Here is a 23,305-nt window from a genome sequence, read left to right as displayed (position 1 = left end):
ATGTGTTCGTGCGCGGTCAGGCTGTTCGGCAGGACCTGGGTCGGCTGCGCGGGGGTCGGCTGATCGGGGGGCGGCATAGGAATCGGCAAGGTGGGGGTCATCGTTCGGCTCCGTGGTGGTCCGCCGCATGAAGCAGCGATGGAGCGAAGTATTTCGGCCGGGTAGCTCACCAGATGAGCCACCGGTGCACGTGGCACCGAAAAGACATCCAGGTATGCTTGCGCGGCTGGCTCATCTGGTGAGCTACCCGCCTGATAGCAACCTGGACCGACATGGACCGGACCGAACGCTTCTACAAGATCGAACTGCTGCTGCGCAGCCGCGGCTGCGTCAGCTTCGACGCGCTGCGCGACGAGCTGGACATCTCCCCGGCCACGCTGAAGCGCGACCTGCAGTACCTGCGCGACCGCCTCAGCGCGCCCATCGTCTACGACCGTTTCGAGAACGGCTATCGCTTCGAGCACGGCGACGACCATGCGCTGCCCGGCGCCCGCCACGAGCTGCCGGGCGTCTGGTTCAGCGAGAAGGAGATCCACGCGCTGCTGACGATGCACCAGCTGATGGCCGGGCTGGACGACGACGGCGTGCTGTCGCGCCACCTGCAGCCGATGGTCGACAAGCTGCAGGGCATGCTCGGCGCCGACGAGAGCGAGGCGCGCGAGCTGATGCGGCGCGTGAAGATGATCGCCACCGCGCGCCGCCGCACGCCGAGCCGCCATTTCGAGCTGCTGGGCAGCGCGCTGGTGCAGCGCAAGCGCATCTGGCTGCGCTACTTCAAGCGCACCGACCGCAGCACCAGCGAGCGCGAGGTCTCGCCGCAGCGGCTGGTGAACTACCGCAACACCTGGTACCTCGACGCCTGGTGCCATGCGAGCGATGGCCTGCGCCGCTTCGCGCTCGACGCGGTGCAGGAGGCGCGCCCGCTCGACAGCCGCGCCCGCCACGTCGCGGTGAAGGACCTCGAATCCGCGCTCGACGCCGGCTACGGCATCTACAGCGGCACCGGCAGCGCGCTGAAGTGGGCGACGCTGGTGTTCCAGCCCGATGCGGCGCAATGGGTGGCCAACGAGGAGTGGCATCCGCAGCAGAGGGCGCGCTGGCTGGACGACGGCCGCTACGAGCTGCAGGTGCCGTACAGCGACCCGACCGAGCTGACGATGGACATCCTGCGCCACGGCGACAGCGTCGTCGTGGCCGGCGACAAGGCGCTCGCGGCGACGATCGCGGCGCGGCTCGCGAAGGCCGCGGCGCGCTACAGCAAGGACAGCTGAAACGTGTTGCGCCCCGCCATCTTCGCCGCATAGAGCGCGCTATCCGCGCGCGCCAGCAGCGCCGCCGGGTCGAGGTTGCCGTGCCGGTGGAATGCGACGCCGATGCTCGTCGTCACCATCAGCACCTGGCCGTCGACCTCGAACGGCCGGTTCATCTGCGCGACGATCTTCTGCGCCACCGCGGTCGGCTCCACGTCGGTGCCCAGGCCCTCGAGCACGATCACGAACTCGTCGCCGGCCAGCCGCGCGACGGTGTCGGTCGCCCGCACGCTGCCGCGCAGCCGCTCGGCGAACTCCTTCAGCACGCGGTCGCCGGTGCCGTGGCCGAACCGGTCGTTGATGTCCTTGAAACGGTCGACGTCGAGGAACATCAGCGCCAGCAGGTCGCCGCTGCGCTCGGCACGCGCCAGCGCCTCGTGCAGCCGCTCGTTCAGCGCGTGGCGGTTCGGCAGGCCGGTCAGCGCGTCGACGCGGGCCAGCGCCGCCAGCTGCCGCTCCACCGCCTTCTGCGCCGACACGTCGCTGCTGAGCGCATACAGCCCGCGCACGCGCCCGTCGCGGGCCCGGTCGGGGATGTAGACGTTGTGCAGGCAGCGCATCTCGCCGTTCACCGGCGTCTCGACGTCGAACTCGACGCGCTCGCCGGCCAGTGCCTGCTCCACCGCCGCGCGCCGCGCCTCGTACAGCGCCGGGCCGAGCACCTCGGCCATCGGCCGGCCGACCTGGGCCGCCGGGTCGAGGTGCAGCCAGGCCTGGAAGGTCGCGTTGCAGAACTGAAAGCGTTGCGCGGTGTCGATGTAGGCGACCAGCGCCGGCAGGTTGTCGGTCACCTCGCGCAGCCGCCGGTCGGCGATGTGGCGCTGCACCTCGCTGCGCCGCAGCCGCTGCACCAGCACGCTCAGCCCGCCGAACGCGAGCAGCAGCACGAGCGTCACCGCCGCCAGGGTGCCGAGTTCCGCGCGGCGGCGCGCTTCATGCCCGGCCATCACCTCGGACACCGCCAGCCCGGTGACCACGACGAACGGCCGGTCGGCCAGCCGCTTGTACGCCAGCAGGCGAGGCACGCCGTCGAGCCGGCTCGCTCCGCTGTACGTTCCCTCGGGGGACTGTTGCAGCGCGGCCAGCAGCGTGCTGCTGCCGGCCGCGTCGCCGTACCACAGCCGGTCGCCGGAGCGACGCGCACGCACCGTCCGGTCGAGCCCGAGAAAGGTGATGAGGCCGAGCCGGCCGTGCTGCTGCTCGTCGTAGAAGCGCGTGAAGTACGACGGATCGGCCGACACCACGACGACGCCGGCAAAGTCGCCCTGCCGGGTCTGCAGGCGCCGGCTCAGCTGGATCGTCCAGGGCGAGCCGGTCCCGCCGCCCTGCGGCTTGCCGATGTGCAGCCCGGGTTCGCGGCCCTCGGCATGCACCTGGAAATCCTCGCGCCCGGCCAGGCTCGCCCCGACGCCGTCGCCGGTCGACGCGATCACCTCGCCGCGCGCGTCCGTCAGGTACAGCGCGAGCAGGCCGGGCTGGCGGGCCAGCCCCTGGCTCAGCAGGCCGGGCAGGTCGACATCGCGCCCGCGCTGCTCGACGTTGTAGGCCACGAAGGCGCTGACCTGATCGACATGGGTCAGCGCACGCTCGGTGTAGGCCTCGAAGGCCCGGTTCAGGCTGCGCGCCCTGGCATACGAATCGGCAACCACCCGGTCGCGCTCGGCCTCCAGGCTGTGCAGCACGTAGGCCCACATGAAAACGATCACCAGCAATCCCAACGCCGGCAGGACCCAGCCGATCCAGGCCAGGCTGCGGCGTCGAAAACGGGCCTGCGCCGTGAGCATGTTGTTCAACGACCTCGTGTGGGGCTGTCTCGTTCTCCCCGGGCGAGCCGATCGAGCGGCCGTGCCCACGATAAGCCCAAACGGCCTTGGCGCAACAGCGGGCTTTTCCTTCAATCACGGGGGTGCGGGCGGGCCCCGCTACCATCGATCGACACCAGCGACATGAAAGGAACGCAATGAAGGCAGTCTGGAAGGGCGTGACCATCGCCGAGAGCGACGACACGGTGGTCGTCGAGGGTAACCACTACTTCCCCGAGAGCAGCCTGAAGCGCGAATACGTCAGCTTCAGCAACCACCGCACCAGCTGCCCGTGGAAGGGGCAGGCGCACTACTACAGCCTGCTGGTGAACGGCGAGGCGAACCCGGATGCGGTCTGGTATTACCCGCAACCGAGCGAGGCCGCCGCGCAGATCAAGGGCCGGGTCGCGTTCTGGAAAGGCGTGCAGGTCGAGCGTTGAATCCATAAGCCAGGCTGATGGGCTGAGGGCAAGAACCGATGCCCGGCCGGGCACGAAGCTGGCTAGCATCCCGGCACCGCAACCGCAGTCCGAGGATGACCCCATGTCGCTGAAATCCGTTCGTGCACTTTCGCTGCTGGCCCTGTCGATGTCATGTGGCCTGCCGCTGCTCGCACAGGCCGAGACCACGCTCGAGAAGGTCAAGCAGAGCGGCGTGATCGGCGTCGCGTACCGCGAATCGTCGATCCCGTTCTCGTACCTCGACGACAAGGCGCAGCCGGTCGGCTTCGGCGCCGACATCTGCAACAAGGTGGTCGAGGCGGTGAAGAAATCCACCGGYCGCGCCGACCTGAAGGTGCAGCTGCAGGCCGTCACCTCGGCCAACCGCATCCCGCTGCTGCAGAACGGCACGATCGACATCGAGTGYGGTTCCACCACCAACAACAGCGAGCGCGGCAAGCAGGTCGCCTTCGCGACCAACTACTTCTACACCGGCACCCGCTTCCTCGTGAAGGCCGGCACGCCGGTGAAGTCGCTCGCCGACCTGGCCGGCAAGCCCGTCGTGTCGACCACCGGCACCACCAACTACAAGATCCTGCGCAATCTCAACGAGGAGAAGAAGCTCGGCATCGAGCTGCTCGGCGCGAAGGACCATGCCGAGTCGGCGCTGATGGTGCAGACCGGCCGCGCGGTCGCGTTCGGCATGGACGACATCCTGCTGTACGGCCTGAAGGCGAGCGCCGCCAACCCGGCCGAGCTGGCGGTGGTGGGCGAGGCGATCCAGGTCGAGCCGTACGCCATCATGGTGCGGCGCGAGGATCCGGCCTTCAAGAAGCTGGTCGACGACACGATCGCCGCGCTGATCCAGAGCGGCGAGTTCGAGGCGCTCTACAAGAAGTGGTTCCAGTCGCCGATTCCGCCGAAGGGCATCAACCTGCAGGCGCCGATGAGCCAGGAGCTGCGCGACAACCTGAAGGCGCTGAGCGACAAGCCGGCCACCTGAACACGGCCATGAACGACGCAGCGCGCACGCCGCGCAGCGCGGGGCTGGTCGGCGTGCTGGGCGGCATGGGGCCGCTCGCGACGCTCGACTTCCTGCACAAGGTGCTGGCCGCGACGCCGGYCCGCCGCGACCAGGACCATGTGCCGATGATGGTCAGCAGYATTCCGCAGGTGCCCGACCGCACAGCAGCCTTTCGCGGCGACGGCGAATCGCCGCTGCCTGCGCTGCTGGCCTGCGGCGAGCGGCTGGCGGCGGCCGGCGTCGGGCTGCTGGTGCTGCCCTGCAACACCGCGCACCTGTGGTTCGACGACTTGCAGGCGGCGCTCGGCCTGCCGATGCTGCACCTCGCCGATGCGGCGCTGGCCGAGGCCGCCCGCCGCGCGCCCGGCGCCCGCCTCGGGCTGCTCGCCACCGACGCGACGCTCGCCTCCGGCCTGTACCTGAACCGGCCCCAGCCGCGTGCGGTGCAGTGGGTGCTGCCGACCGCGGTCGAGATGGTCGAGCTGGTGATGCCGGGCATCGCCGCGGTGAAGGCCGGCGAGCTGGCGCGCGGCCGCGACGCATTGATGCAGGCCGCGCAGGCGCTGCGGCGGCGCGGCGCCGACGCGCTGGTGCTCGGCTGCACCGAGCTGCCGCTGGTGCTCGACGAAGCGGGCCTCGGCCTGCCGGTGATCGATGCGACCGATGCGCTGGCGCGCGCCGTCGTCGCGTGGTCGCTCACGCAGCGAGAAGCTGAAGCCACCGGCGCGCTGGCGGCATGAAGCACGTCTGCGTGATCGGCGCCGGCGTGGTCGGCAGTGCGACCGCGATGGCGCTCGCGCGCGAGGGCTTCCAGGTGACCTTGGTCGACGCCGCCGACCGCCCCGGCCAGGGCGCCAGCCGCGCCAACGGCGCGCAGCTCAGCTACAGCTATGTGGAGCCGCTCGCCACACCCGCCGCGCTGCGGCAGTTGCCCGGCTGGCTGCTGTCGCGCGACAGCCCGCTGTCGTGGCAGCCGCGCTGGCAGCTGTCGCACTGGTGCTGGCTGGCCGCCTTCATCCGCGCCTGCACGCAGGCGCGCGTGCAGCAGACCACCGAGGCGCTGCTGCGGCTGTCGTTCCTGAGCCGCGACGTGCTGGCGCGCTGGCAACGCGAAGCGCCGGCTGAGCAGCCGCTCGGCGTGCAGGTGCGCCACGCCGGCAAGCTGGTGATCCACCGCGATGCCGGCAAGCGCGACGCGGCGCAGCGACAGGTCGCCTGGCAGGCCCGGTTCGGCTGCCGGCAGCGCGTGCTGGACGCCGAGGCGTGCCGGCGGCAGGAGCCCGCGCTCGCGCACGACCGCGCGCCGATCGCCTTCGGCATCTGGACGCCCGACGAGGCCGTCACCGATGCGCAGCAGCTGAGCCAGGCGCTGGCCACGGCCAGCGGTGCGCGCTGGCGCATGGACACGCGCGTCGCGGGCTTCGTGCAGCGCGATGGCCGCGTGCACGCGCTGCGCTGCGTCGATGCCGGCCGACCCGATCGCGAGCGCGAGATCGAGGCCGATGCCTTCGTCGTCTCGGCCGGCCCCGGCGCCGCCGCGCTGCTGCGGCCGCTCGGCGTGCAGCTGCCGATCGAGCCGATCAAGGGCTACAGCGTCAGCCTGCAGGTCGCGAACGCCGCGCGGGCACCGCAGGTCAGCGTGACCGATGCGGCGCGCAAGCTGGTCTACGCGCGGCTGGGCGAGCGGGTGCGCATCGCGGGCTTCGCCGAGCTGCGCGGTGCCGATCTGCGCATCGATCCGCGCCGCATCCAGGCGATGCTGCAGGCTGCCACCGACACCTTCCCCGGCGCCTTCCAGACCGGCGACCCCGAGCCCTGGGCCGGCCTGCGCCCGTCGACGCCGAGTTCGCGCCCGCTGATCGGCCCGACGCGCATCGGCGGGCTGTGGCTGAACACCGGCCATGGCGCGCTCGGCCTGACGCTCGCGTGCGGCAGCGCTTGGCTGCTGTCGCAGCTGATGCAGGACCGCACACCGTCGATCGACGCGACGCCGTTCAGGCTGCCGGGCTGACGACGCGGCGGAACGCGTCGATCAGGTCGTCGACCGGCTGCGGCGAACGCTCGCCCTGCGGCAGCAGCGCGCTGATGACGACCGGCACCTCGGGCACCAGCGTGCGCACCTGCAGCGTGTCGTCGGCCGCCGCGGCGGTGAACGAATCGATCAGCGCCGGCCCGAAGCCCTGCGCCGCGAGCGTCATCGCGATGTGGTGCGTCTGCACGGTGATGCCCCCTTCGGGGGCGAGGCCTTCGCGGGCGCATTGCTCGGCGAGCATCGCGCCGATCGGGTCGCGCTCGTCGATGCGGATGAAGCTGCTGCGCAGCACCTCGGCCAGCTCGACGGTGCTGCGCCGGTCGCCGCTGCGCGCCGCAGACACGCACACCATGCGCCCCTGCGCGACCGGCACCTGCTGTACCGCGGGATGCTGGCCGGGGCCGAACACGATGCCGACATCGCCCTCCTGCAGCGCGATGGCCTGTGCGATCTCCGGCGAGTGCAGCGTGCGGATCGCCACCGGCAGCGACGGATGGCGTTGGCGGAACAGCGCCAGCGCCTGCGGCAGCGCATGCACCGCGAGCGACGGCACCACCAGGATGCGCAGCGCCGCCTGCTGGCCGCCGCGCAGCGCGCCGGCCAGGCGCCGCACCGATTCGAGCTGCGAGACCAGCCGCTGCACCTCGGGGTACAGCGCCTGCGCCTCGCGCGTCGGCACCAGCCGGTTGCGCTGGCGCGTGAAGAGCGCGTAGCCGAGTTGCAACTCGGCATGCTGCAGCGTCTGCGTGACGGCCGGCTGCGTGACGTGCAGCAGGCGCGCGGCCCCGCTCACGGTGCCGGTCAGCATGATGGCGTTGAAGACTTCGACGTGCTTGATGCGCATGGCGCGGGGAGTATCGCCTTCTCGATGCCTCTCAGCCGCGCCGCACCGAACGCACCAGCATCAGGTCGCCGATCTTGCGCATCGGCACCGTGAAGGTCTCGCGCCGCTCGGCGCCGGTGTTCTCGTCGAACACCAGCGTCACGCGGGCGGTGATCACCGGCTGCTGGCGCGTCGACTCGTCGAAGTGGTAGCCGCCCGGCCCGAAGTTGCCCCAGTAGTTGACGTACACGTGGTACACGCCCGGCATCGGCGCGGTCATCGAGAACATCTCCGGCCCGGCACCGTCGACGCTGTCGACATCGAGCCCGCCGCCGTTGGTGAGCACCGGCGCCGCGAAGAACGCGTGCTGGCCGTCCGGCGTGATCACGTGCAGGTCGAGCTCGGCCTGCGGGTCGTCCCAGGCCAGGATGATGCGGATCTTCGCGAGGCTCTTCAGCCGGTTCGCCTCGTAGAACTGCACGCGCTTGCGACTGTGGCCCTCGGCGTCGCGGATCTCGATGCCGTTCGAGCCGGGGCCGAAGGCATACGGCCGCGCGAAGCGGCCGTCATCGCCGGTGTACAGCGGCATCGCATTGCCGTTGACCACCATCGTCGGCGTGCCGCGCGCGTTACCGACCTGCTTCAGCCGGCCCTCGATCAGCGTGCGCCCGCGCTGGCCGCCGCGCTCGATCAGGTTGTTCGGGTAGGCGTAGCTGACGCGGCCGGGGTCGTCGGAGATGCCGCTGTAGGTCCAGCCGCCGGGCGGGTGCGTCATCGTCACCTCCGGGTCGGCATGGGCCGGGCCCATCGCGGTGCCGAGTGCCGCGGCGGCCAGCCCCGCAAGCAGCCTGCGTTTCATGGCACCAGGAACGAATGCACCAGCGTCAGCTCGCCCGGCTTGCGCATCGGCACGCGAAACACCTGCTGCTTCTCGCGCGGCGTGCCTTCGTCCTCGACGATCGCAACCTGCGCGGTGGTGATCACGTCGCGCCGCTCGCCGGCGCCGTAGTAGTTGACGAACACGTGGTACGCGCCGCGCACCGGGCTGGGCGTCGCGAAGATCTCGGGGCCGAAGCCGGTCGTCACGTCGACATCGAGCGCGCCGCCGTTGCCGGCCACGCGCGCGCCGTAGAACACATGCTCGCCGTCGGGCGAGACGACGTGCAGGTCGAGATCGGTGTTGTCGCTGTCCCAGCTCAGCACGACGCGCAGGCGCGTCGGCACGCGGCCGGCCTGCGCCTCGTAGAACTGCGTGCGCTTGACCGGCCCGCCGCCGGGTGCGCGCACCTCGACGCCGTGGCTGCCGCTGCCGAACGACCAGGGCCGCGCGAAGCCGCCGTCTTCATCCGTCGACAGCGGCATCGCGACCCCGTCGACCACCAGCCGCGCCGGCTGGCGCGCCCCGTCGGCACGGGCCTTCGCGGCCGCGCCGATGTGCCCGCGGATCAGCGCGGTGGCCGAGCGGCCGTTGACGTTGACGCTGGCCGCCGGGTAGTGGACTTCCTGCACGAAGTCGCGCTGGCGCGGCGGCGCACTGCGCCAGCCGGAGGTCGGCGCGTCGATCACGGCCTGTGCCGCGGCACCGGTGGCCGAAGCGGCCAGCACGAGGGGAATGAGCATCTTCATGAATCGGCCAGTCGTTGAGCCAGTTGTTCGATGTAGGCCTCGTCCTGGCCGCGCGGATGGTCGCGGAAGGCGAGGTGCAGGTATTCGTGGATCAGCGTCACGCGCCCTTCGCGGCTCAGCCACTCGCGCACGCGGATCTCCAGCCGCCGCTGGTCGGAGTGCGGCGTGCCCATCGCGAGCTGGCACACGCGCAGCTCGGGGCCGAGCGGCTGGTAGCCGGCCTCGCGGCGCAGCAGCTCGCGCCAGCGCTGCTGGCGCTGCAGCAGCCAGTCGTGCGCCTGCGGCACCGCCTCGCAATCGGCGGCGACCTGTGCGCCGGCCAGCGTCATGCCGGGCCAGGCCTTGCGGAGGATGGTTTCGAAGCCGTCGCCGCGGCGGCTCGCCGTCACCGCGGCCTGCCACGACAGCACGCCGGGCGAGGCCTGGTCGCGGTGGTAGCGCACCACGGCACCGGCCACCACCAGGCCGTCGGTGAAGGCCGCCGCCGCGCGCGCCGCCTCGCTCGGCGGGTTCGGGCTGACGCGCTGCGTGCGGCTGTCGTCGGCGATCTGCCGGCAGGCCTCGGCCTGCGGCGCGTTCTGCAGCACGTAGGTGCGCGCGGCGATGGCCAGCGCCCGGGCGGCTTCGAGCTCGGTCGCGCGGCCTTCCCGGTCGACGACGCGGGCGACGTAGTCCTCCAGCGGCAGCCGGGCATCGATCACCGGGCCGTCGCGTTCCAGGCGAAGTTGCAGCGCCGGCACCGCATCGACCGGCAGCTGCGTGCCGTTGCGGAATGCGATGCGGTGGCGGCCATTCAGCGGGCCGGCGGGTGCCTCGCTGCCATCGGCCCGCAGCACCGCGCGGATCGGGTAGCGCTGGAAGAAGCGCACGTCGATGCACGGTTGCGCCGCCAGCGCGGCGGCGTCGGCGCGCGGCGCGGCGAGCCCGTGGGCCGACCACTGCCGCGCGATCCACGCCGCCTGTGACTGCAATGCGGTGCGGCTGGTGCCGGCGGCGCCGAACCAGAACGGCGTGCCGTCGGCCAGCCAGCCGACGGCACCACCGGCACGCTCGCCATCGATGCGCCACGACCAGGTCTTGTAGCGCGGGCCACCGCCGAGCGCTGCCAGCACCGCGGTATCGCGCGTGGCCGACGGCAGCAGCGCCTGCCGCGCCGCCAGGCGCGACGCCGCCGGCACATGGCGCAGCGCCTGCAGCAGCTCGGGCAGCGCGACCTCGGTGCCGGGCTGCATCGCGTCCAGCCGCTGCAGCCAGGCCGGCGCCTGCTGCTCGCGCCAGAAGCGCGCCCAGTCGTCGGGCGACAGCGCCAGCCGCTTCGGTTCGAAATACGGACCGCAGGAACGCGCGAGCGCCTCGTCGCGCCCGACGGAGGCGCCAGGGTCGCAGCAGTAGTCATCGTCGGGCGGCCGCTGCGCCGCCGTGCAGCGGTAGGCCGGCTCCTGCTCGCCGCGCGCCACCAGGTAGCCGTGCACGAACAGCTTCCAGGTGCTGCCGAGCGGCATGCGCGGCAGCGAAGCGAGCGGCTGCGCACCCTCCCCGCTGCGCTGCAACGCACTCGTCTGGTCGCCTTGCAGCCACGCCAGCCGGGTGGCAGGCGCCGCCTGCACGCTGCAGGCAGCGAACAGGGCAATGGCGATCGGGAAGCGGATGAACATGCCGACCTCAGCGCACCTCGACGGTGGACCAGGCGCCGCTCTCGTCGACGCCCTTGGCCTCCGGCTGGTACATGCGGTGCACACGCGACGGCGGCAGCTTGAACTGGCCGCGCTGCGCGAAGCGCACCAGGTGGCGCAGCGTCACCGAGCCGCCGGCCTCGAGCTTCTCGACCGGCACGGCATAGCCCTGCGGCGTTGGCTCGTGCCGCGCACGTTCCAGCGGCTGGCCGCTCAGGTCCAGGCCCCAGGTGCTGGCCTCCACCGCGGCGCCGGGCGGCAGCGCCACCTCGAGCAGCGCCCAGCGCATCGCCTTCGGCGCACCGAGCGTGACCTGGTCCAGGTACAGCGCGTTGGTGTCCAGCGGCGTGCCGGGCTCGACCCGTTCCAGCGTGACGTTCATGCGGGCGTTGTCGGGCGAGGCTTGCTGCCCGGCCGGCTGCGACGCCGCCGCCGGCTTCGCTTCCGTCACCACGCGCCACAGCGTGCGCTTGATGCTGACCGGCAGCGCCGGGGCCTGCGCCTCGCGGCTCTCGTAGCTGACGTAGGCCCAGGCCGCCTTGGCACCGGCCGGCAGCGCGAGCGTCGCCGGCAGGGCGGCCCCGGCCGGCAGCGTCCACGTGACGTCGCCGCTGCTGCTGATGCTGCGCTGCCACGGTGCGGCCAGTGTCACGCCATCGGCGGCTGCCTCCGGCTTGCGGCCGAGCGCGCGCTGCAGCCACAGCAAGGTCTGCGCGCGATCGAAGGTCGGCATGTCGGCGCCCACCTGGCCCAGCAGCTCGCCGGCCTTCTCGGTGCCGCTGCGGCGCGTCGCCATCAGCAGCGACTGCACGAACGGCGACGGCGAGTCGCCGAGTCGCGCGGCGGCCGCATCGCCCGCCGCGCGCTCGTCGACCGTGACCGAGCCTTTCGCCCGCAGCGCGGTGTCGAGCGCCAGCACCAGCGCGATGTCGCGCGAACCGGCGGCGGGCCCCTCCGTCATCACCCAGCTGCCATCCCGCATCGAGGCCGGCACGGGCGCGGCCGCCTGAGCGCCCAGTTCCTCGATCAGGCTCGCATTCATCGCGCCCACCGACAACCCCATCTCCTGCATCCACGACAGCACCAGTGCCCGCTGGATCCGCGGCAGCGCGCTGCCCTCCTTCGCATACACGTCCAGCAGCCGCTGCCAGTGCTCGTCGGGCAGGCTGGTGCGCAGCGCCTGCGTCGCACGCCAGTCGGCGTAGTAGGCATACGCGGTCAGGAAGGCGTCGTCGCTCATGCCGCGACCCCACCAGCCGAAGCGCGCCTGCGGGCCGGCCATCTGCGCGAGCGACAGCCGCGCCGTCGACAGCCGCTGCGTCAACTGCGGCGCGAGCGGCTGCTGCGCTGGCGACAGCGACTGCAGCGCGATCGACAGCGGCAGCATGCGGCTGGCCGTCTGCTCGACGCAGCCGTACGGGAAGTCGATCAGGTCCTCCATCCAGCGGTTGAAGGCACCGGCCGCCGCATCCTGCGCGAAGGCCACCCGCACGCGGGTCGCGTCCGGCGGCAGCTTCAGCGCGGCGCTGCCGCTGCTGATGTCGAGCGCCTGCTCGCGCGCGGCGCGCCAGGCCACCGGCAGCCGCTGCAGCGTGGTGTCGAGCTGGTCGACGACGCGGCCGTCCTGGCGCAGCAGCAGGCTGACGCCGGCCGCACCGATGCGATCCGCCGCGATCGGCAGCGCGATGAAGTTGATGCCCGGCTGCACGCTCAGCGTGTCCTTGCGCTCGACGCCCGGCCCGCGCGCCTCCCATTCGATGCGCGCCGGCTTGCCGGTCTGGTTGAACAGCGCGATCGAGGCCTGCGCGCGGTCGCCCTCGCGCTGCCAGTCGGGGCTGGTCCACTTGGCGTAGAACGGCTTGTCCGAGCGCACCCAGCCGACCTGCTGGCCGACCGCGCCGCCGGCCTGCATCGCCCGCGCGGTGATGCGCCAGCGCGTCAGCGAATCGGGCATGCGGAACGTGAACCGTGCATGGCCGTCCGCATCGGTCGCGAGCCGCGGCTCCCAGGCCGCCGTGTCGACGTTGTCGCGCCGCGGACGCTCCAGCACCTTGACCGCGCGCTGGTTCACCTGGCGTGACGACGGCAGCACGCCGAGCTTGCTGGTCGCGAGGTCGTAGCCGATGAAGGACAGGCTGGCGCTGGTGCGCACGTTGTTGCGCCGCGGGTGGTAGAAGAAATCCTCGATGGCCGGTGCGATCTCCGGTTGCAGCACGTAGATCATCTCGTCGACCACGCCCACCGCCACCTCGGCCGCCACCGGCTGGCCGTTCAGGCGCGTGTCGATGTCGACGGTGACGGTGTCGCCCGGCGCGTAGACCGGCTTGTCGGTGCGCACGCCGACCGCGACGCGCGGCTGCTCGACCATCAGCCCCTGGTTCTGGAACACGTAGTCGCCGTTCTTCACGTAGGCGACCGAGACGGTCATGTTGGGGCTCATGGCCTCGCGCACCGGCAGCGTCAGCTTCCATTGCGTGGGCCCCAGCCGCTCGCTCCTGACCCAGTCGGCCGGCTGGCCGAGCACGGCCGTCGCCTCGACGCGGTCGCGCTCCAGCGTCAGCAGCGCGTTGTCGACCGGCTCCGGAAAGCCGAGCAGCAGCTCGGCGGTGTCGCCGGCGCGGTAGGCGGCGCGGTTGAACACCATCGTGACGCTGCCGGCCGGTGCCTTCAGGCCGTCGCCGCTGACCCAGTGGGAGGTGGCCGCGACGATGCGGCCCTTGTCGTCGCGCAGCGTCACGGTGTAGGCGCCGGGCTGCGGGAAGCGCAGGCTCAGCGCATCGCCGGCCGCGGCCGGCATCGCGCCCGATTCCTTCGCGCGGTTCTCGAGCCGCAGCCACTCCCAGCGCGCCGGGCGCGCACCGTCGGCCGCGGCCTGCGCGCCGGCGCTGACCTTGAAGGCCACCGCCTCGCCGGGCGTCGAGAACTGGCGTTCCGGCGTCAGCTTGTACGAGCCGCTGCCGCGCTCGATCAGGATCTCCTTCGAGGCGCGCACGCGCCAGGCCGCGCCGTCGGTCGCGAGCGCCGTCAGCAGGTAGCGGCTCGGCTCGGTGGCCGGCGGCAGCGAGAAGCTCGCGACGCCGCTGCCGTCGGTCTGCAGCTCGTCCTGCGTCAGCTTGAGCGGGAACTGGCCGCTGTAGTCCAGCTCGCCCTCGACCATCGTCAGCTTCTGCGCGCGCGCCGTCAGGCTGACGCGGGCATGGGCCACCGGCTTGCCGTCCGGGTAGTTCAGCTGCAGCTTGCCGCCGATGCGGTCGCCGGTCGCGAAGTCGGGCTTGTCGGCCAGCAGCGTGATCTCGAAATGCGGCTTCTGGTAGTCGGCAACGCGGAAGGCCGCGGTGTAGACGTCCTCGCCCATAGCGAGGCGCAGCTCGTAGCCGCCGGCGGCCGCGTTGTCGGGCAGCGCGAAGCGGGTGTCGGCCCCCTGCGTGCCGCTGAAGCGCAGCGACTGCGTCGCGATCATCTGGCCGGCCGGGTCGAGCGCCTGCAGCGCGAGCGGCCCGTCCTTCAGGCTCACCGATTCGCGGGCACTCCGGAACTCGCGGCCGCTCACCTTCACCTGCACCCAGTCACCGGGGCGGTACAGCGGGCGGTCGGTGACGGCGTAGACCTTGGCCGCGTAGATCTCGCTGTCGTAGTAGAAGTTTTCGGAGATGAAGACGCCGCCAGCCGGGTCTTCGCCGAACACGTAGGTCTGCTCGGGCGCCTTGCGGTCCAGCCGCACCAGGCCCTGCGCATCGGCCGCGCCGCTCTTCAGCACGCCGATGCCGTCGGTCCACACCACGCGCGTCTTCGGCACCGCGGCACCGTTGCCGCGCTGTGCGGCCCACACCAGCATCTGCTCGCCCGACACCTTGGTCAGCGCGACGGTGTCGCTGACGAACAGCAGCGTCGTCGCGCGGTGCCGGCCGGCGATCGCCTCGACCAGGTACAGGCCGGGCGCGCGCTTGCCGATCGGCACCCAGACGTTGCCCTGCGACGGGTTGATGAACTCGCTGCTGCTGCCGGCCAGCTTCAGGTCCTTCGGCGGCTCGATCGGCCTGGCGGCCTGCACCGGGTAGCGGAAGCGCTCGATCACCGTGAGGCCGGCGATCGGCTTGAACTGCGGCGGCTCCTCGAAGGTGGACGGCTTCGTCAGTTCCTTCGGCGTCTTCAGCTGCGGCGCCTGCGCGGTGACGGCCTGGCGCGCGTCGCTGGAGAACAGCTTCTGCCACGCGAGGCGCGACTTGACGGACCAGTTGTCCCACAGGTGCGTCAGCGTGTTCGACAGGCCCGGCTCGGCCGGCCGCGCATCGACCTGCACGCGGTGCAGGTGCTTCTGGCGTTGCAGGAAGTCGAGCGGCTGCGGGATGCGGTAGACCAGCACGTCGACGCCGCCGGCCTGCTCCAGCATCTGCGGCGAGTTCACCTCGAGCCGCACCTTCGCGAGCTCGGTGCTGCCGAAGGTCGCGTCCGACAGCAGGAAGAAGGGCTCGCCGGAGAACGGTGCCCAGGCATTCGGCAACGGCATCGGTGACGACGGTGCCGCTGGCGCCACGGGCGGCAGCGCGAGCAGCGCCACCAGAGCGAGTGCGGGCCAGGAGATCTTGTGCAGGTGCTTCATGCGAGGAACGCCAGTCGATGGACGCCCGAGAAGTTGGGGTTGTCGTCGGAAGGCCGCCAGCGCGTGTCCTTCCATCCGAGGAGCTGGTCCGCGCGCACTGCGCGCAGGCCGTTGTCGTTGGCTTCGATGCGGCCGGTGTGGTACGCGATGTAGCGGCCCATCCAGACCATCAGGTGCTGCTCGTCGCCGAAGTCGTAGAACAGCAGGTCGCCGGCCACCGCCTGCGTCAGCTGGCGCGCGACCGGGCGGGTGTTCTCCTGCACCAGCTCGAGCGCGCCGACGAAGGCATCGCGCGTGCCGTCGGCGCGGCGCCACGCATGGCGCAGGCCCTGGCTGCTGCCGGCCTCGAGGTCGGGCGGCAGGCGCGTGCCGAGCAGGCCGTTGGCGCGCTTCCACGCCAGGTCGTGCTCGCGCAGCGATTCGGCGACCGCGAAGCGCACCAGGCCGGCGCAGTCGCGGTGCGTCCAGCGCGGCGTCGGGCCGCGTTCGATCTGCGCATGGATCAGCAGCGTCATCCAGTCGCGGAAACGCTGCGACTGCTCGCGGTCGAGCCGCGTCGGCGCGGCGTGGCCGGCGCTCGCGGCCAGGGCGCCGGCGAGCACCAGCGCGCGCCGGGTCAGCATCGGGCGATCCATCGGGTGGCCCATCAGCGGGCTTTCGACGCCAGCGACTGCCACTCGACCGCGACCCAGCCGTTCGCATCGGGCGGGCCATCGGCCACCGCCCGCGACAGCGGCAGCTTCGCGAGCGCATCGAGCCGCGGCACCAGCTGGCGCTCGGCCGCCTGGCGGAACAGCTCCTGCTCGGGCGGCAGCACCTCGAAGGCCTCGCGCCGGGCCAGTTCGGCCACCTGGCGCGGCGCGATCACGGCCAGCGTCGCACGGGCGGCCGGCAGGCTGTCGGCGACGCTCGGGAAGCGCCGGGCCTGGGCATCGAGCGCCTGGTCGACCAGCGCATCGTCGGGCGAGAACGTGATCCAGCGGCCCTGGCGCGCGAGCGTCGGACGGTAGGTGGTGGCCGCGTCATCGCCATGCGGGCCCCAGGGCGCCTTGACCTCGCGCTGCCAGCGGTTGCTGCCGGCCCGTGCGGCCGGTGTCAGCTTGGTGGACTTCGCGGGCAGCAGCCAGTCGGTCAGCGCGTCGAGCGAGGCCGACGGATCGGCGGCGCCTTCCTTCATCTGCGCGACGACCAGCGGCGTCTGGAACTGCGACCGCGGGTACCAGCAGATCGCGGCCGGCCCCTCCAGTTGGTCGGCCAGCGCCGTCCAGCCGGGCGAACCAGCCACCGCCTTGGCACGCGCCCAGTCGGCCGGCAGCAGCGTGCAGGCGGCCGGGTTGGCCGGCACGGCCGACCACAGCGCGCGGTCGGCCGGCGCGGCCGGCAGCGCCGCGGGCTTGTCCACGCGCAGGTGCGTGGCCAGCACCGCGCCGCCCGGCGCGAGGTCGAAGCGCAAGGCCTTCAGGCCGGGGAAGAAGTGCTGGTAGCCGAACGACATCAGCCGCGCGTCGGCGACCAGGGTGTGGCCGTTGCCCGCCTCGCCCAGGCCGAAGTCGCGCCGGTACACCGCCTGCGTCTTCGCATCGGCCGACAACAGCGCGGCCACGGTGTCGCGCGACTTGGCGTCGACCTGGCGTTCGCTGTCGAACAGCAGGCCGGGGTCGCTGAGCACGACGACGCGGTTGCCCTGCGCCACCAGCGCCAGCGTGCGGCGCRGCGACAGCGTCAGCGCGTACACCGGCAGCGTCTCGCCGTTGACGCGGATCTGGTCGATCACGCTGAGCTGGCGGTCGTTGGTGGCGAGCGCGGCGGCGCCTTGCAGCGTGCGCGCCAGCACGCCGCGCGTCATCGCGATCACCCAGTGGCGCGGCGCGCCCTTGGCATCGGTCCAGAACGCCATCTCGGCCGGCTCGTCGAGCGCCAGCTCGATCAGCTTGTCGCCGAGCGTGGTGTCGTGCTCGAACGCGATGCGCTTCAGCGCGCCCTGCAGGCCGAGGCGGCTCTCATGCTCCTCGTAATAGAACGCGAAGTCCTCGGTCAGCACGTCGCGCAGCACCGGCGCCTTGACCAGGTCGCGCGGCAGGCGCGACAGCGCCGGCGTCGACACATAGGCCAGCGGATGCCCGAGGTCCACCTCGAGTGCGTTGATGTTGCCGCCGAAGCGCGACCAGCCGAGCGTTGCGACCGCGATCCCGCCGCCCACCAGCACCACCGCGACGGCGACGCCGGCCCATTGCTTTCGATTCAATCCCACGGGTTCTCCCCCTCCCAGCCGCGCCATGCTCTTGACGGCGCACGGGCGGCATCATCTCAGTGCCGCAAGCGGGACAGGTGAACTGGTCATGAAATCAGCGTGAAATACGGTCGGAGGCCGCATCGGCGCGCAGCATCCTCACAACATCTCCTCCGGCGCGAACGGCGACAGCAGCTTCACCGTCAGCCTCAGCCACAGGCTCGCCTCCGGCTCGCTGGTCAGCACCTTCGGCGCGCCGCCGGGCGGCGACAGCGTCCACAGCAGCCGGCCGTCGGCGTCGAGCGACAGCCTGTAGCTGTTGGCGCTGCCGACCTCGTCGACCAGCTGCAGCAGCTGGCGCGCGATCTCCGGGCTGTGCATCACGACGCCCATCTCGGTGTTCAGCCGGGCCGAGCGCGGGTCCATGTTCATCGAGCCGATCAGCACGTCGCGCTGGTCGATCACCAGCACCTTGGCATGCAGCGAGGCCTGCGACGAACCGAACGAGCCGACCTTGCTGCGCGGCAGGTCCAGGTGCACGCGCAGCTCGCGCAGGTCGACGCCGGCCTTCAGCATCTGCTCGCGGTAGCGCGCATAGCCGATGTGCACCGCCGGCGCGTCGGTGGTGGCCAGCGAGTTCGTCAGCACGCGCAGGCGCACGCCGCGGCGCTTCAGGTCGTCGATCAGCGCCATGCCGCGCGCGCCGGGCACGAAGTACGGCGAGATCAGCACGACCTCGCTGCGCGCGCCGCGCAACAGGCCCTCGACGTCGTCGCTGATCACCTCGTGCGCCGGCGCGGGCGCCTCCTCGGTGGCCGGCGCGCTGGCCTTGGTCGGCTTGTCGGCCAGCACGCGCGACGGCGCCCACACCAGCTTCAGCTGGTTGCGTGCCAGCTCGGTGCCGAGCGTCGACCGGGCGGCGTTCGCGACGATCGCCGGTGCCGAGGCCGCGGGTTCTCCGGCCAGCGCGCTCGCCGGGTGCTCGGGCGCTTCAGCCTGGCTCGCCGCTGGAGACACGGATGCGGGCGGCACATCGACCACCAGGCCGATCGGGTACGCCAGCGGGTCGTTCCAGAACCCGTCGAACACCGCCGACAGCGCCTTCACGGCCGGCCCGGCGACCAGCACGTCGATGTCGAGGAAGTTGCTCTGCGCGCTCTGCACGAAGTAGGCATCGCCCAGGTTGCGCCCACCGGTCGCGGCCAGCGCGTTGTCGGCGACGAACATCTTGTTGTGCATGCGGTGGTTGATGCGGGCCGCGTCGGTCAGCGACGCCATCACGCGGCTCAAGGTCGCCATGCGGCCCGACGGGAACGGGTTGTACAGCCGCACCTCGATGCGCGGGTGCTGCGTCAGCCGCAGCAGCGCATCGTCCTGGCCGGCGGTGTTCAGGTCGTCGATCAGCAGCCGCACGCGCACGCCGCGGTCAGCGGCCGCACGCACGCGCTGCATCAGCGCGCGCGACGATTCATCGCTGCGGATCAGGTAGTACTGCAGGTCCAGCGTCTTCTGCGCCCGGTCGGCGAGCGCGGTCAGCGCGGCGAACGCATCGTCGCCCGACGCCAGCACGCGGAAGCCCGAGATGCCCGGCGCCGGCGCGTTCGCCGCGACGAACTTGCCGAGCGCGGTGTTCTCCGGATCGGCCAGCGCCTGCACCGGCGCATGCGGCTGCGGTGGCGGCAGGCTGGCGCAGCCGCCCAGGCCGGTGAGGCAGAACAGCAGGCTGACGAAGGCGGTACGCAGCAATCGGCTCATTCAAGCGCCAGGGCAATCCGTGTGCCCTGGTCGATGGCTCGCTTCGCATCCAGCTCGCTCGCCTCGTCGGCGCCACCGATCAAGTCAGCGGTCACACCCGACGCACGCAGCGGTTCCAGCAGCTCGCGCAGCGGCAGCTGGCCGGCGCACAACACCACGGTGTCGCACTCGATCAGCTGGCCGTCGCGCCGCTCTTCGCCGTAGGTGACGAACAGGCCCTGCGGCGTGATGCGCTCGTAGTTGACGCCGCCGATCATCTCGACCTGCTTCATCTGCAAGGCCGCGCGATGGATCCAGCCGGTCGTCTTGCCGAGCCCCTTGCCGAGCTTGCCGCTCTTGCGCTGCAGCAACACCACCTGCCGCGCCGCCGGCGCGGGCCGCGCCGGCACGACGCCGCCGCGCACCTCGGACGGATCGGCCACGCCCCACTCCGCCCGCCATTCGGCGAGGTCCATCGTCGGCGAGTGTCCCGGCGGCGTGACGAGGAACTCCGCCACGTCGAAGCCGATGCCGCCCGCGCCGATCACCGCCACCTTGTCGCCCAGCGGCTTGCGCTGCAGCAGCACGTCGATGTAGCTGAGCACATGCGGCAGCTCCTGGCCGGGGATCTTCGGGTCGCGCGGCGTCACGCCGGTGGCGAGCAGCACGCGGTCGAAGTCGCCGGCCACCAGCAGCCCGGCGGTGGCCCGCGTGTTCAGGCGCAGCGTGACGCCGGCCGCCTGCAGCCGGTGGTTGAAGTAGCGCAGCGTCTCGGCGAACTCTTCCTTGCCCGGCACGCGCCGCGCGAGGTTGAACTGCCCGCCGATCTCGCTCGCCGAATCGAACAGCTCGACCGCATGGCCGCGCTCGGCCAATGTGCAGGCCGCCGCCAGCCCGGCCGGCCCGGCGCCGACCACCGCGACGCGGCGCCGCTGCCGCGCCGGCCGTTGCACCAGCACCGTCTCGCGCGCCGCGTGCGGGTTCACGAGGCAGGTCGCGAGCTGCGCCTTGAACGCATGGTCGAGGCAGGCCTGGTTGCAGGCAATGCAGGTGTTGATGGACTCCGGCTTCCCCGATGCCGCCTTGTTGACGAAGGCCGGGTCGGCCAGCAGCGGGCGCGCCAGGCTCACCATGTCGGCGCAGCCGTCGGCCAGCAGCTGCTCGGCCACCTCGGGCGTGTTGATGCGGTTGCTGGTGACCAGCGGGATCGTCAACCCGGCGGCGCGCAGCTCGCGGCGCATCGTCTGCGTGACCGATGCGAACGCGCCGCGCGGCACGCTGGTGGCGATGGTCGGCACGCGCGCCTCGTGCCAGCCGATGCCGGTGTTCAGGATCGTCGCGCCGGCCTGCGTCACCGCCTTCGCGAGCGCGACCACCTCGGGCCAGCTGCTGCCGTCGGGGATCAGGTCGATCATCGACAGCCGGTAGATCAGGATGAAATCGGGCCCGACCGCCTCGCGCACGCGGCGCACGATTTCCACCGGCAGCCGCATGCGGTTCTCGTACGAGCCGCCCCAGTCGTCGCGCCGCTGGTTGGTGTGCGTCACCAGGAACTGGTTGATCAGGTAGCCCTCGCTGCCCATGATCTCGACGCCGTCGTAGCCGGCCTCGCGCGCCAGCAGCGCACAGCGCACGAAGGCGCGGACCTGCCGCTCGATGCCGCGCACCGACAGCTCGCGCGGCGTGAACGGCGAGATCGGCGACTGGATGCGCGACGGCGCGACGCAGAACGGGTGGTAGCCGTAGCGCCCGGTGTGCAGGATCTGCAGCGCGATGCGCCCGCCCTCGGCATGCACCGCGCCGGTCACCTCGCGGTGGCGGCGTGCCGCCCCGCTGCTGGCCAGCAAGCCGGCGAACGGCTTGGTCCAGCCGGCGATGTTCGGCGCGAAGCCGCCGGTCACCATCAGCCCGACGCCGCCGCGTGCACGCTCGGCGAAGAACGCGGCCATCGCCGGGAAGTGCTTGCGGCCGTCCTCCAGGCCGGTGTGCATGCTGCCCATCAGCACGCGGTTGCGCAGCGTGACGAAGCCGAGGTCGAGCGGGTCGAGCAGGTGGGGATACGGTGCAGGATAGGGGGTCATCGGGAGGGCACGAAGCGGTCGGCCCATGCTATCTTTCCGCGCTCTGGGCCGGGTCAGGGCTTGGCCGCATAGACGCGCCGGGTTGCATCGGGTCAGAGGGGAGGCACGATGTCCCGTTCGCCCGCCGGCAATGCAATGCGCAGTGCGCGGGGTGCCGTTGCGGCGCTCGCATGGGGCACCGCCTGCGCCGGTGCGATGGCCGCCGACCTGGCGCCTCCTGCCGCTGCCGCCTCCGCACCGGCCACCGACTGGCACTACCGCGTCGTCCCCGGCGACACCCTCTACAGCATCGCCAACAGCTACCTCGCCCCCGGCAGCGGCTGGCACCGGCTGCAGCGCCTGAACCGCGTCGCCGACCCGAAGCGGCTCGAGCCGGGCCGCCAGCTGCGCCTGCCGGTGGCCTGGCTGCGCGCCGAGGCGACGGTCGCGAGCGTCGCCTTCCTGTCGGGCGGCGCCCAGCGCGAGCGCGCCGGCCAACGCATCGCGCTGGTGGTCGGCGACACGCTGCAGCCGGGCGACCTGCTGCGCACCGAGGCCGACGCGAACCTGACGCTGCGCCTGGCCGACTCGACCCGCGTGCTGGTCTCCGGCGGCTCGCAGCTGCGCATGGATTCGCTGCTGGTGTTCGGCCACAGCGGCGTCACGCGCTCGCAGCTCTCGCTCGAGCAGGGCGAGGCGGAGTCGCGCGTCAACCCGCAACGCACGCCCGGCTCGGCCTACGACATCCGCACGCCGGTGCTGACGCTGGGCGTGCGCGGCACCGAGTTCCGCGTGCGCACCGCCGCCGGCAGCACGGCGGCCGAAGTCACCGAAGGGCGCGTCGCGGCCAGCGTCGGCCGCAAGCCGGTGGCGACCATCGGCGACGGCTTCGGCATGGTGGCCGGTGGGGCCGGCGCTTCGCCGGTGCGGCCGCTGCCGCCGGCACCGGGCCTGTCGACGCTGCCGACGCGCTATGAGCGCGTGCCGCTGCGCTTCTCGTGGCCGGCGCCGCCTGGCGCCGCCGGCTACCGCGCGCAGGTCTTCGCCGACGAAGCGCTGAACCAGCGCCTGCTCGACGGCGAGTTCACCGAACCCGCCGCGCAATGGGCCGACCTGCCCGATGGCCGCTACCTGCTGCAGGTGCGCGCCCGCGACCCGCAGGGGCTGGAAGGCCGCAGCGGGCAGCTGGCGTTCACGCTGAAGGCGCGCCCGGAGCCGCCGTTCACGACCCAGCCGCGCGACGAGGGGCATGCCTACGGCGAGCGGGTCGAGTTCAACTGGACGAAGGCCGCTGCCGCGCAGCGCTACCACCTGCAGGTGGCCGACGACGCGCGCTTCGAGACCGTCCGCATCGACCGCCGCGACGTGGGCAGCGAACGCCTCGCCCTTGCGCTGCCGCCCGGCCGCTACCACTGGCGCATCGCGAGCATCGCGGCCGGCGACGACCACGGCCCGTTCAGCGATGCCAGCAGCTTCGAACTGCGCGAGACGCCGCCGCCGGTGGCGCTCGAGGCGCCGCGCGACGAGGGCGAGCGCCTGGTGTTCCGCTGGCGGGCCCGCAGCAGCGACGACGCCTACGACGTGCAGGTCGCGACCGATCCCGCATTCACGCAGCTGGTGCTGGAGCGGCGCGAGAACCTGCCCGAGCTGGTGCTGCCGCGGCCGGCGCCGGGCCGCTACTACCTGCGCGTGCGCACGCAGCAGGCCGACGGCTTCACCGGCGCGTGGGGCGCGACCCAGCAGTTCGACGTGCCGCGCAGCCTGTGGTGGTGGCTGCTGCCGGGCGCCGCCGTGCTGCTGTTGCTGTGAGGGCCGCGCGATGACCTGGACCGCGCCGACCGGCCGACGCGCGGTGGCCCTCGCGCTGGCGGCGAGCCTGCTGCTCGCCGCGCTGATCGCCGCCACCGGCGTGCTGGCGGCCGCGCAGACCGCCTGGCACGACCTGCAGGCG

At 72.3% G+C, this 23,305-nt stretch carries 16 protein-coding genes; 6 read left to right on the top strand and 10 right to left on the bottom strand.

Going from position 1 to position 23,305, the window contains the following annotated elements; all coding sequences use genetic code 11:
• The first annotated feature begins 272 nt into the window (after positions 1–272).
• Positions 273–1,271 (top strand): helix-turn-helix transcriptional regulator, encoded by a 999-nt coding sequence (locus AC1D12_RS03575; RefSeq protein ID WP_477838891.1) that lies wholly within the window; start codon positions 273–275, stop codon positions 1,269–1,271.
• Here the strand turns inward: AC1D12_RS03575 and AC1D12_RS03570 are convergent.
• Complete coding sequence (locus AC1D12_RS03570; RefSeq protein WP_477838893.1) at positions 1,253–3,094, bottom strand: sensor domain-containing diguanylate cyclase; 1,842 nt, start codon at positions 3,092–3,094, stop codon at positions 1,253–1,255. The two genes, AC1D12_RS03575 and AC1D12_RS03570, sit on opposite strands and share 19 nt — an antisense overlap.
• A 176-nt stretch (positions 3,095–3,270) precedes the next feature.
• Here AC1D12_RS03570 and AC1D12_RS03565 point away from each other — a divergent pair, with 176 nt between their 5' ends.
• From AC1D12_RS03565 to AC1D12_RS03550, 4 genes are all read left to right on the top strand, one after another.
• Positions 3,271–3,552, top strand: a complete 282-nt coding sequence (locus AC1D12_RS03565; RefSeq protein WP_047503591.1) for a DUF427 domain-containing protein — start codon at positions 3,271–3,273, stop codon at positions 3,550–3,552.
• Positions 3,553–3,655: 103 nt separating this feature from the next.
• Entirely contained in the window at positions 3,656–4,555 is a 900-nt protein-coding gene (locus AC1D12_RS03560; RefSeq protein ID WP_465110038.1) for a transporter substrate-binding domain-containing protein, read from the top strand.
• A gap of 8 nt (positions 4,556–4,563) precedes the next feature.
• Entirely contained in the window at positions 4,564–5,316 is a 753-nt protein-coding gene (gene cuyB / locus AC1D12_RS03555) for a cysteate racemase (RefSeq protein WP_477838889.1), read from the top strand.
• On the top strand, positions 5,313–6,587 hold the full coding sequence (locus AC1D12_RS03550) for a D-amino acid dehydrogenase (RefSeq protein WP_477838887.1): 1,275 nt from the start codon (positions 5,313–5,315) through the stop codon (positions 6,585–6,587). The genes cuyB and AC1D12_RS03550 overlap by 4 nt, the downstream gene beginning before the upstream one ends.
• Here AC1D12_RS03550 and AC1D12_RS03545 read toward each other — a convergent pair.
• From AC1D12_RS03545 to AC1D12_RS03505, 9 genes are all read right to left on the bottom strand, one after another.
• Positions 6,571–7,452 carry a LysR family transcriptional regulator gene (locus AC1D12_RS03545; RefSeq protein WP_477824548.1) on the bottom strand — a complete coding sequence of 294 codons (882 nt, stop codon included), beginning with the start codon at positions 7,450–7,452 and terminating at the stop codon, positions 6,571–6,573. The genes AC1D12_RS03550 and AC1D12_RS03545 overlap by 17 nt on opposite strands.
• A gap of 31 nt (positions 7,453–7,483) precedes the next feature.
• Positions 7,484–8,290, bottom strand: coding sequence for a YfaP family protein (locus AC1D12_RS03540; protein WP_477824549.1), 807 nt, complete (start codon positions 8,288–8,290; stop codon positions 7,484–7,486).
• Positions 8,287–9,057: a YfaP family protein gene (locus tag AC1D12_RS03535; RefSeq protein WP_477838885.1), complete on the bottom strand. Its 771-nt coding sequence runs from the start codon at positions 9,055–9,057 to the stop codon at positions 8,287–8,289. The genes AC1D12_RS03540 and AC1D12_RS03535 overlap by 4 nt, the downstream gene beginning before the upstream one ends.
• On the bottom strand, positions 9,054–10,712 hold the full coding sequence (locus AC1D12_RS03530) for a DUF2300 domain-containing protein (RefSeq protein WP_477824551.1): 1,659 nt from the start codon (positions 10,710–10,712) through the stop codon (positions 9,054–9,056). The genes AC1D12_RS03535 and AC1D12_RS03530 overlap by 4 nt, the downstream gene beginning before the upstream one ends.
• Positions 10,713–10,719: 7 nt before the next feature.
• The gene (locus AC1D12_RS03525; RefSeq protein ID WP_477824552.1) at positions 10,720–15,330 is read right to left on the bottom strand and encodes an MG2 domain-containing protein; all 4,611 of its coding nucleotides are present in this window, start codon (positions 15,328–15,330) and stop codon (positions 10,720–10,722) included.
• Positions 15,327–15,953, bottom strand: a complete 627-nt coding sequence (locus AC1D12_RS03520; protein ID WP_477838883.1) for a DUF1175 family protein — start codon at positions 15,951–15,953, stop codon at positions 15,327–15,329. The genes AC1D12_RS03525 and AC1D12_RS03520 overlap by 4 nt, the downstream gene beginning before the upstream one ends.
• 23 nt (positions 15,954–15,976) lie before the next feature.
• Positions 15,977–17,581, bottom strand: coding sequence for a DUF2138 family protein (locus AC1D12_RS03515; protein ID WP_477838881.1), 1,605 nt, complete (start codon positions 17,579–17,581; stop codon positions 15,977–15,979).
• Between the two features lie 138 nt (positions 17,582–17,719).
• Positions 17,720–19,315, bottom strand: coding sequence for a phospholipase D-like domain-containing protein (locus AC1D12_RS03510; protein WP_477838879.1), 1,596 nt, complete (start codon positions 19,313–19,315; stop codon positions 17,720–17,722).
• Positions 19,312–21,375 (bottom strand): oxidoreductase, encoded by a 2,064-nt coding sequence (locus tag AC1D12_RS03505; protein WP_477838877.1) that lies wholly within the window; start codon positions 21,373–21,375, stop codon positions 19,312–19,314. The genes AC1D12_RS03510 and AC1D12_RS03505 overlap by 4 nt, the downstream gene beginning before the upstream one ends.
• A 108-nt stretch (positions 21,376–21,483) precedes the next feature.
• Here AC1D12_RS03505 and AC1D12_RS03500 point away from each other — a divergent pair, with 108 nt between their 5' ends.
• Positions 21,484–23,163, top strand: coding sequence for a FecR family protein (locus AC1D12_RS03500; protein WP_477838875.1), 1,680 nt, complete (start codon positions 21,484–21,486; stop codon positions 23,161–23,163).
• Positions 23,164–23,305: the final 142 nt, after the last annotated feature.

The sequence above is a fragment of the Rhizobacter sp. P1_G5 genome (assembly GCF_056405435.1).
Note: the sequence above shows the minus strand (reverse complement) of the source record. Positions and strands in the feature narration are given on the sequence as shown.

Coding starts and splice junctions, on each gene's coding strand:
- AC1D12_RS03550 (WP_477838887.1), top strand. CDS start 5,313: ATGAAGCACGTCTGCGTGATCGGCGCCGGCGTGGTCGGCAGTGCGACC.
- AC1D12_RS03510 (WP_477838879.1), bottom strand. CDS start 19,315: ATGAGCCGATTGCTGCGTACCGCCTTCGTCAGCCTGCTGTTCTGCCTC.
- AC1D12_RS03505 (WP_477838877.1), bottom strand. CDS start 21,375: ATGACCCCCTATCCTGCACCGTATCCCCACCTGCTCGACCCGCTCGAC.
- AC1D12_RS03570 (WP_477838893.1), bottom strand. CDS start 3,094: ATGCTCACGGCGCAGGCCCGTTTTCGACGCCGCAGCCTGGCCTGGATC.
- AC1D12_RS03565 (WP_047503591.1), top strand. CDS start 3,271: ATGAAGGCAGTCTGGAAGGGCGTGACCATCGCCGAGAGCGACGACACG.
- AC1D12_RS03575 (WP_477838891.1), top strand. CDS start 273: ATGGACCGGACCGAACGCTTCTACAAGATCGAACTGCTGCTGCGCAGC.
- AC1D12_RS03530 (WP_477824551.1), bottom strand. CDS start 10,712: ATGTTCATCCGCTTCCCGATCGCCATTGCCCTGTTCGCTGCCTGCAGC.
- AC1D12_RS03535 (WP_477838885.1), bottom strand. CDS start 9,057: ATGAAGATGCTCATTCCCCTCGTGCTGGCCGCTTCGGCCACCGGTGCC.
- AC1D12_RS03520 (WP_477838883.1), bottom strand. CDS start 15,953: ATGCTGACCCGGCGCGCGCTGGTGCTCGCCGGCGCCCTGGCCGCGAGC.
- AC1D12_RS03545 (WP_477824548.1), bottom strand. CDS start 7,452: ATGCGCATCAAGCACGTCGAAGTCTTCAACGCCATCATGCTGACCGGC.
- AC1D12_RS03500 (WP_477838875.1), top strand. CDS start 21,484: ATGTCCCGTTCGCCCGCCGGCAATGCAATGCGCAGTGCGCGGGGTGCC.
- AC1D12_RS03525 (WP_477824552.1), bottom strand. CDS start 15,330: ATGAAGCACCTGCACAAGATCTCCTGGCCCGCACTCGCTCTGGTGGCG.
- AC1D12_RS03540 (WP_477824549.1), bottom strand. CDS start 8,290: ATGAAACGCAGGCTGCTTGCGGGGCTGGCCGCCGCGGCACTCGGCACC.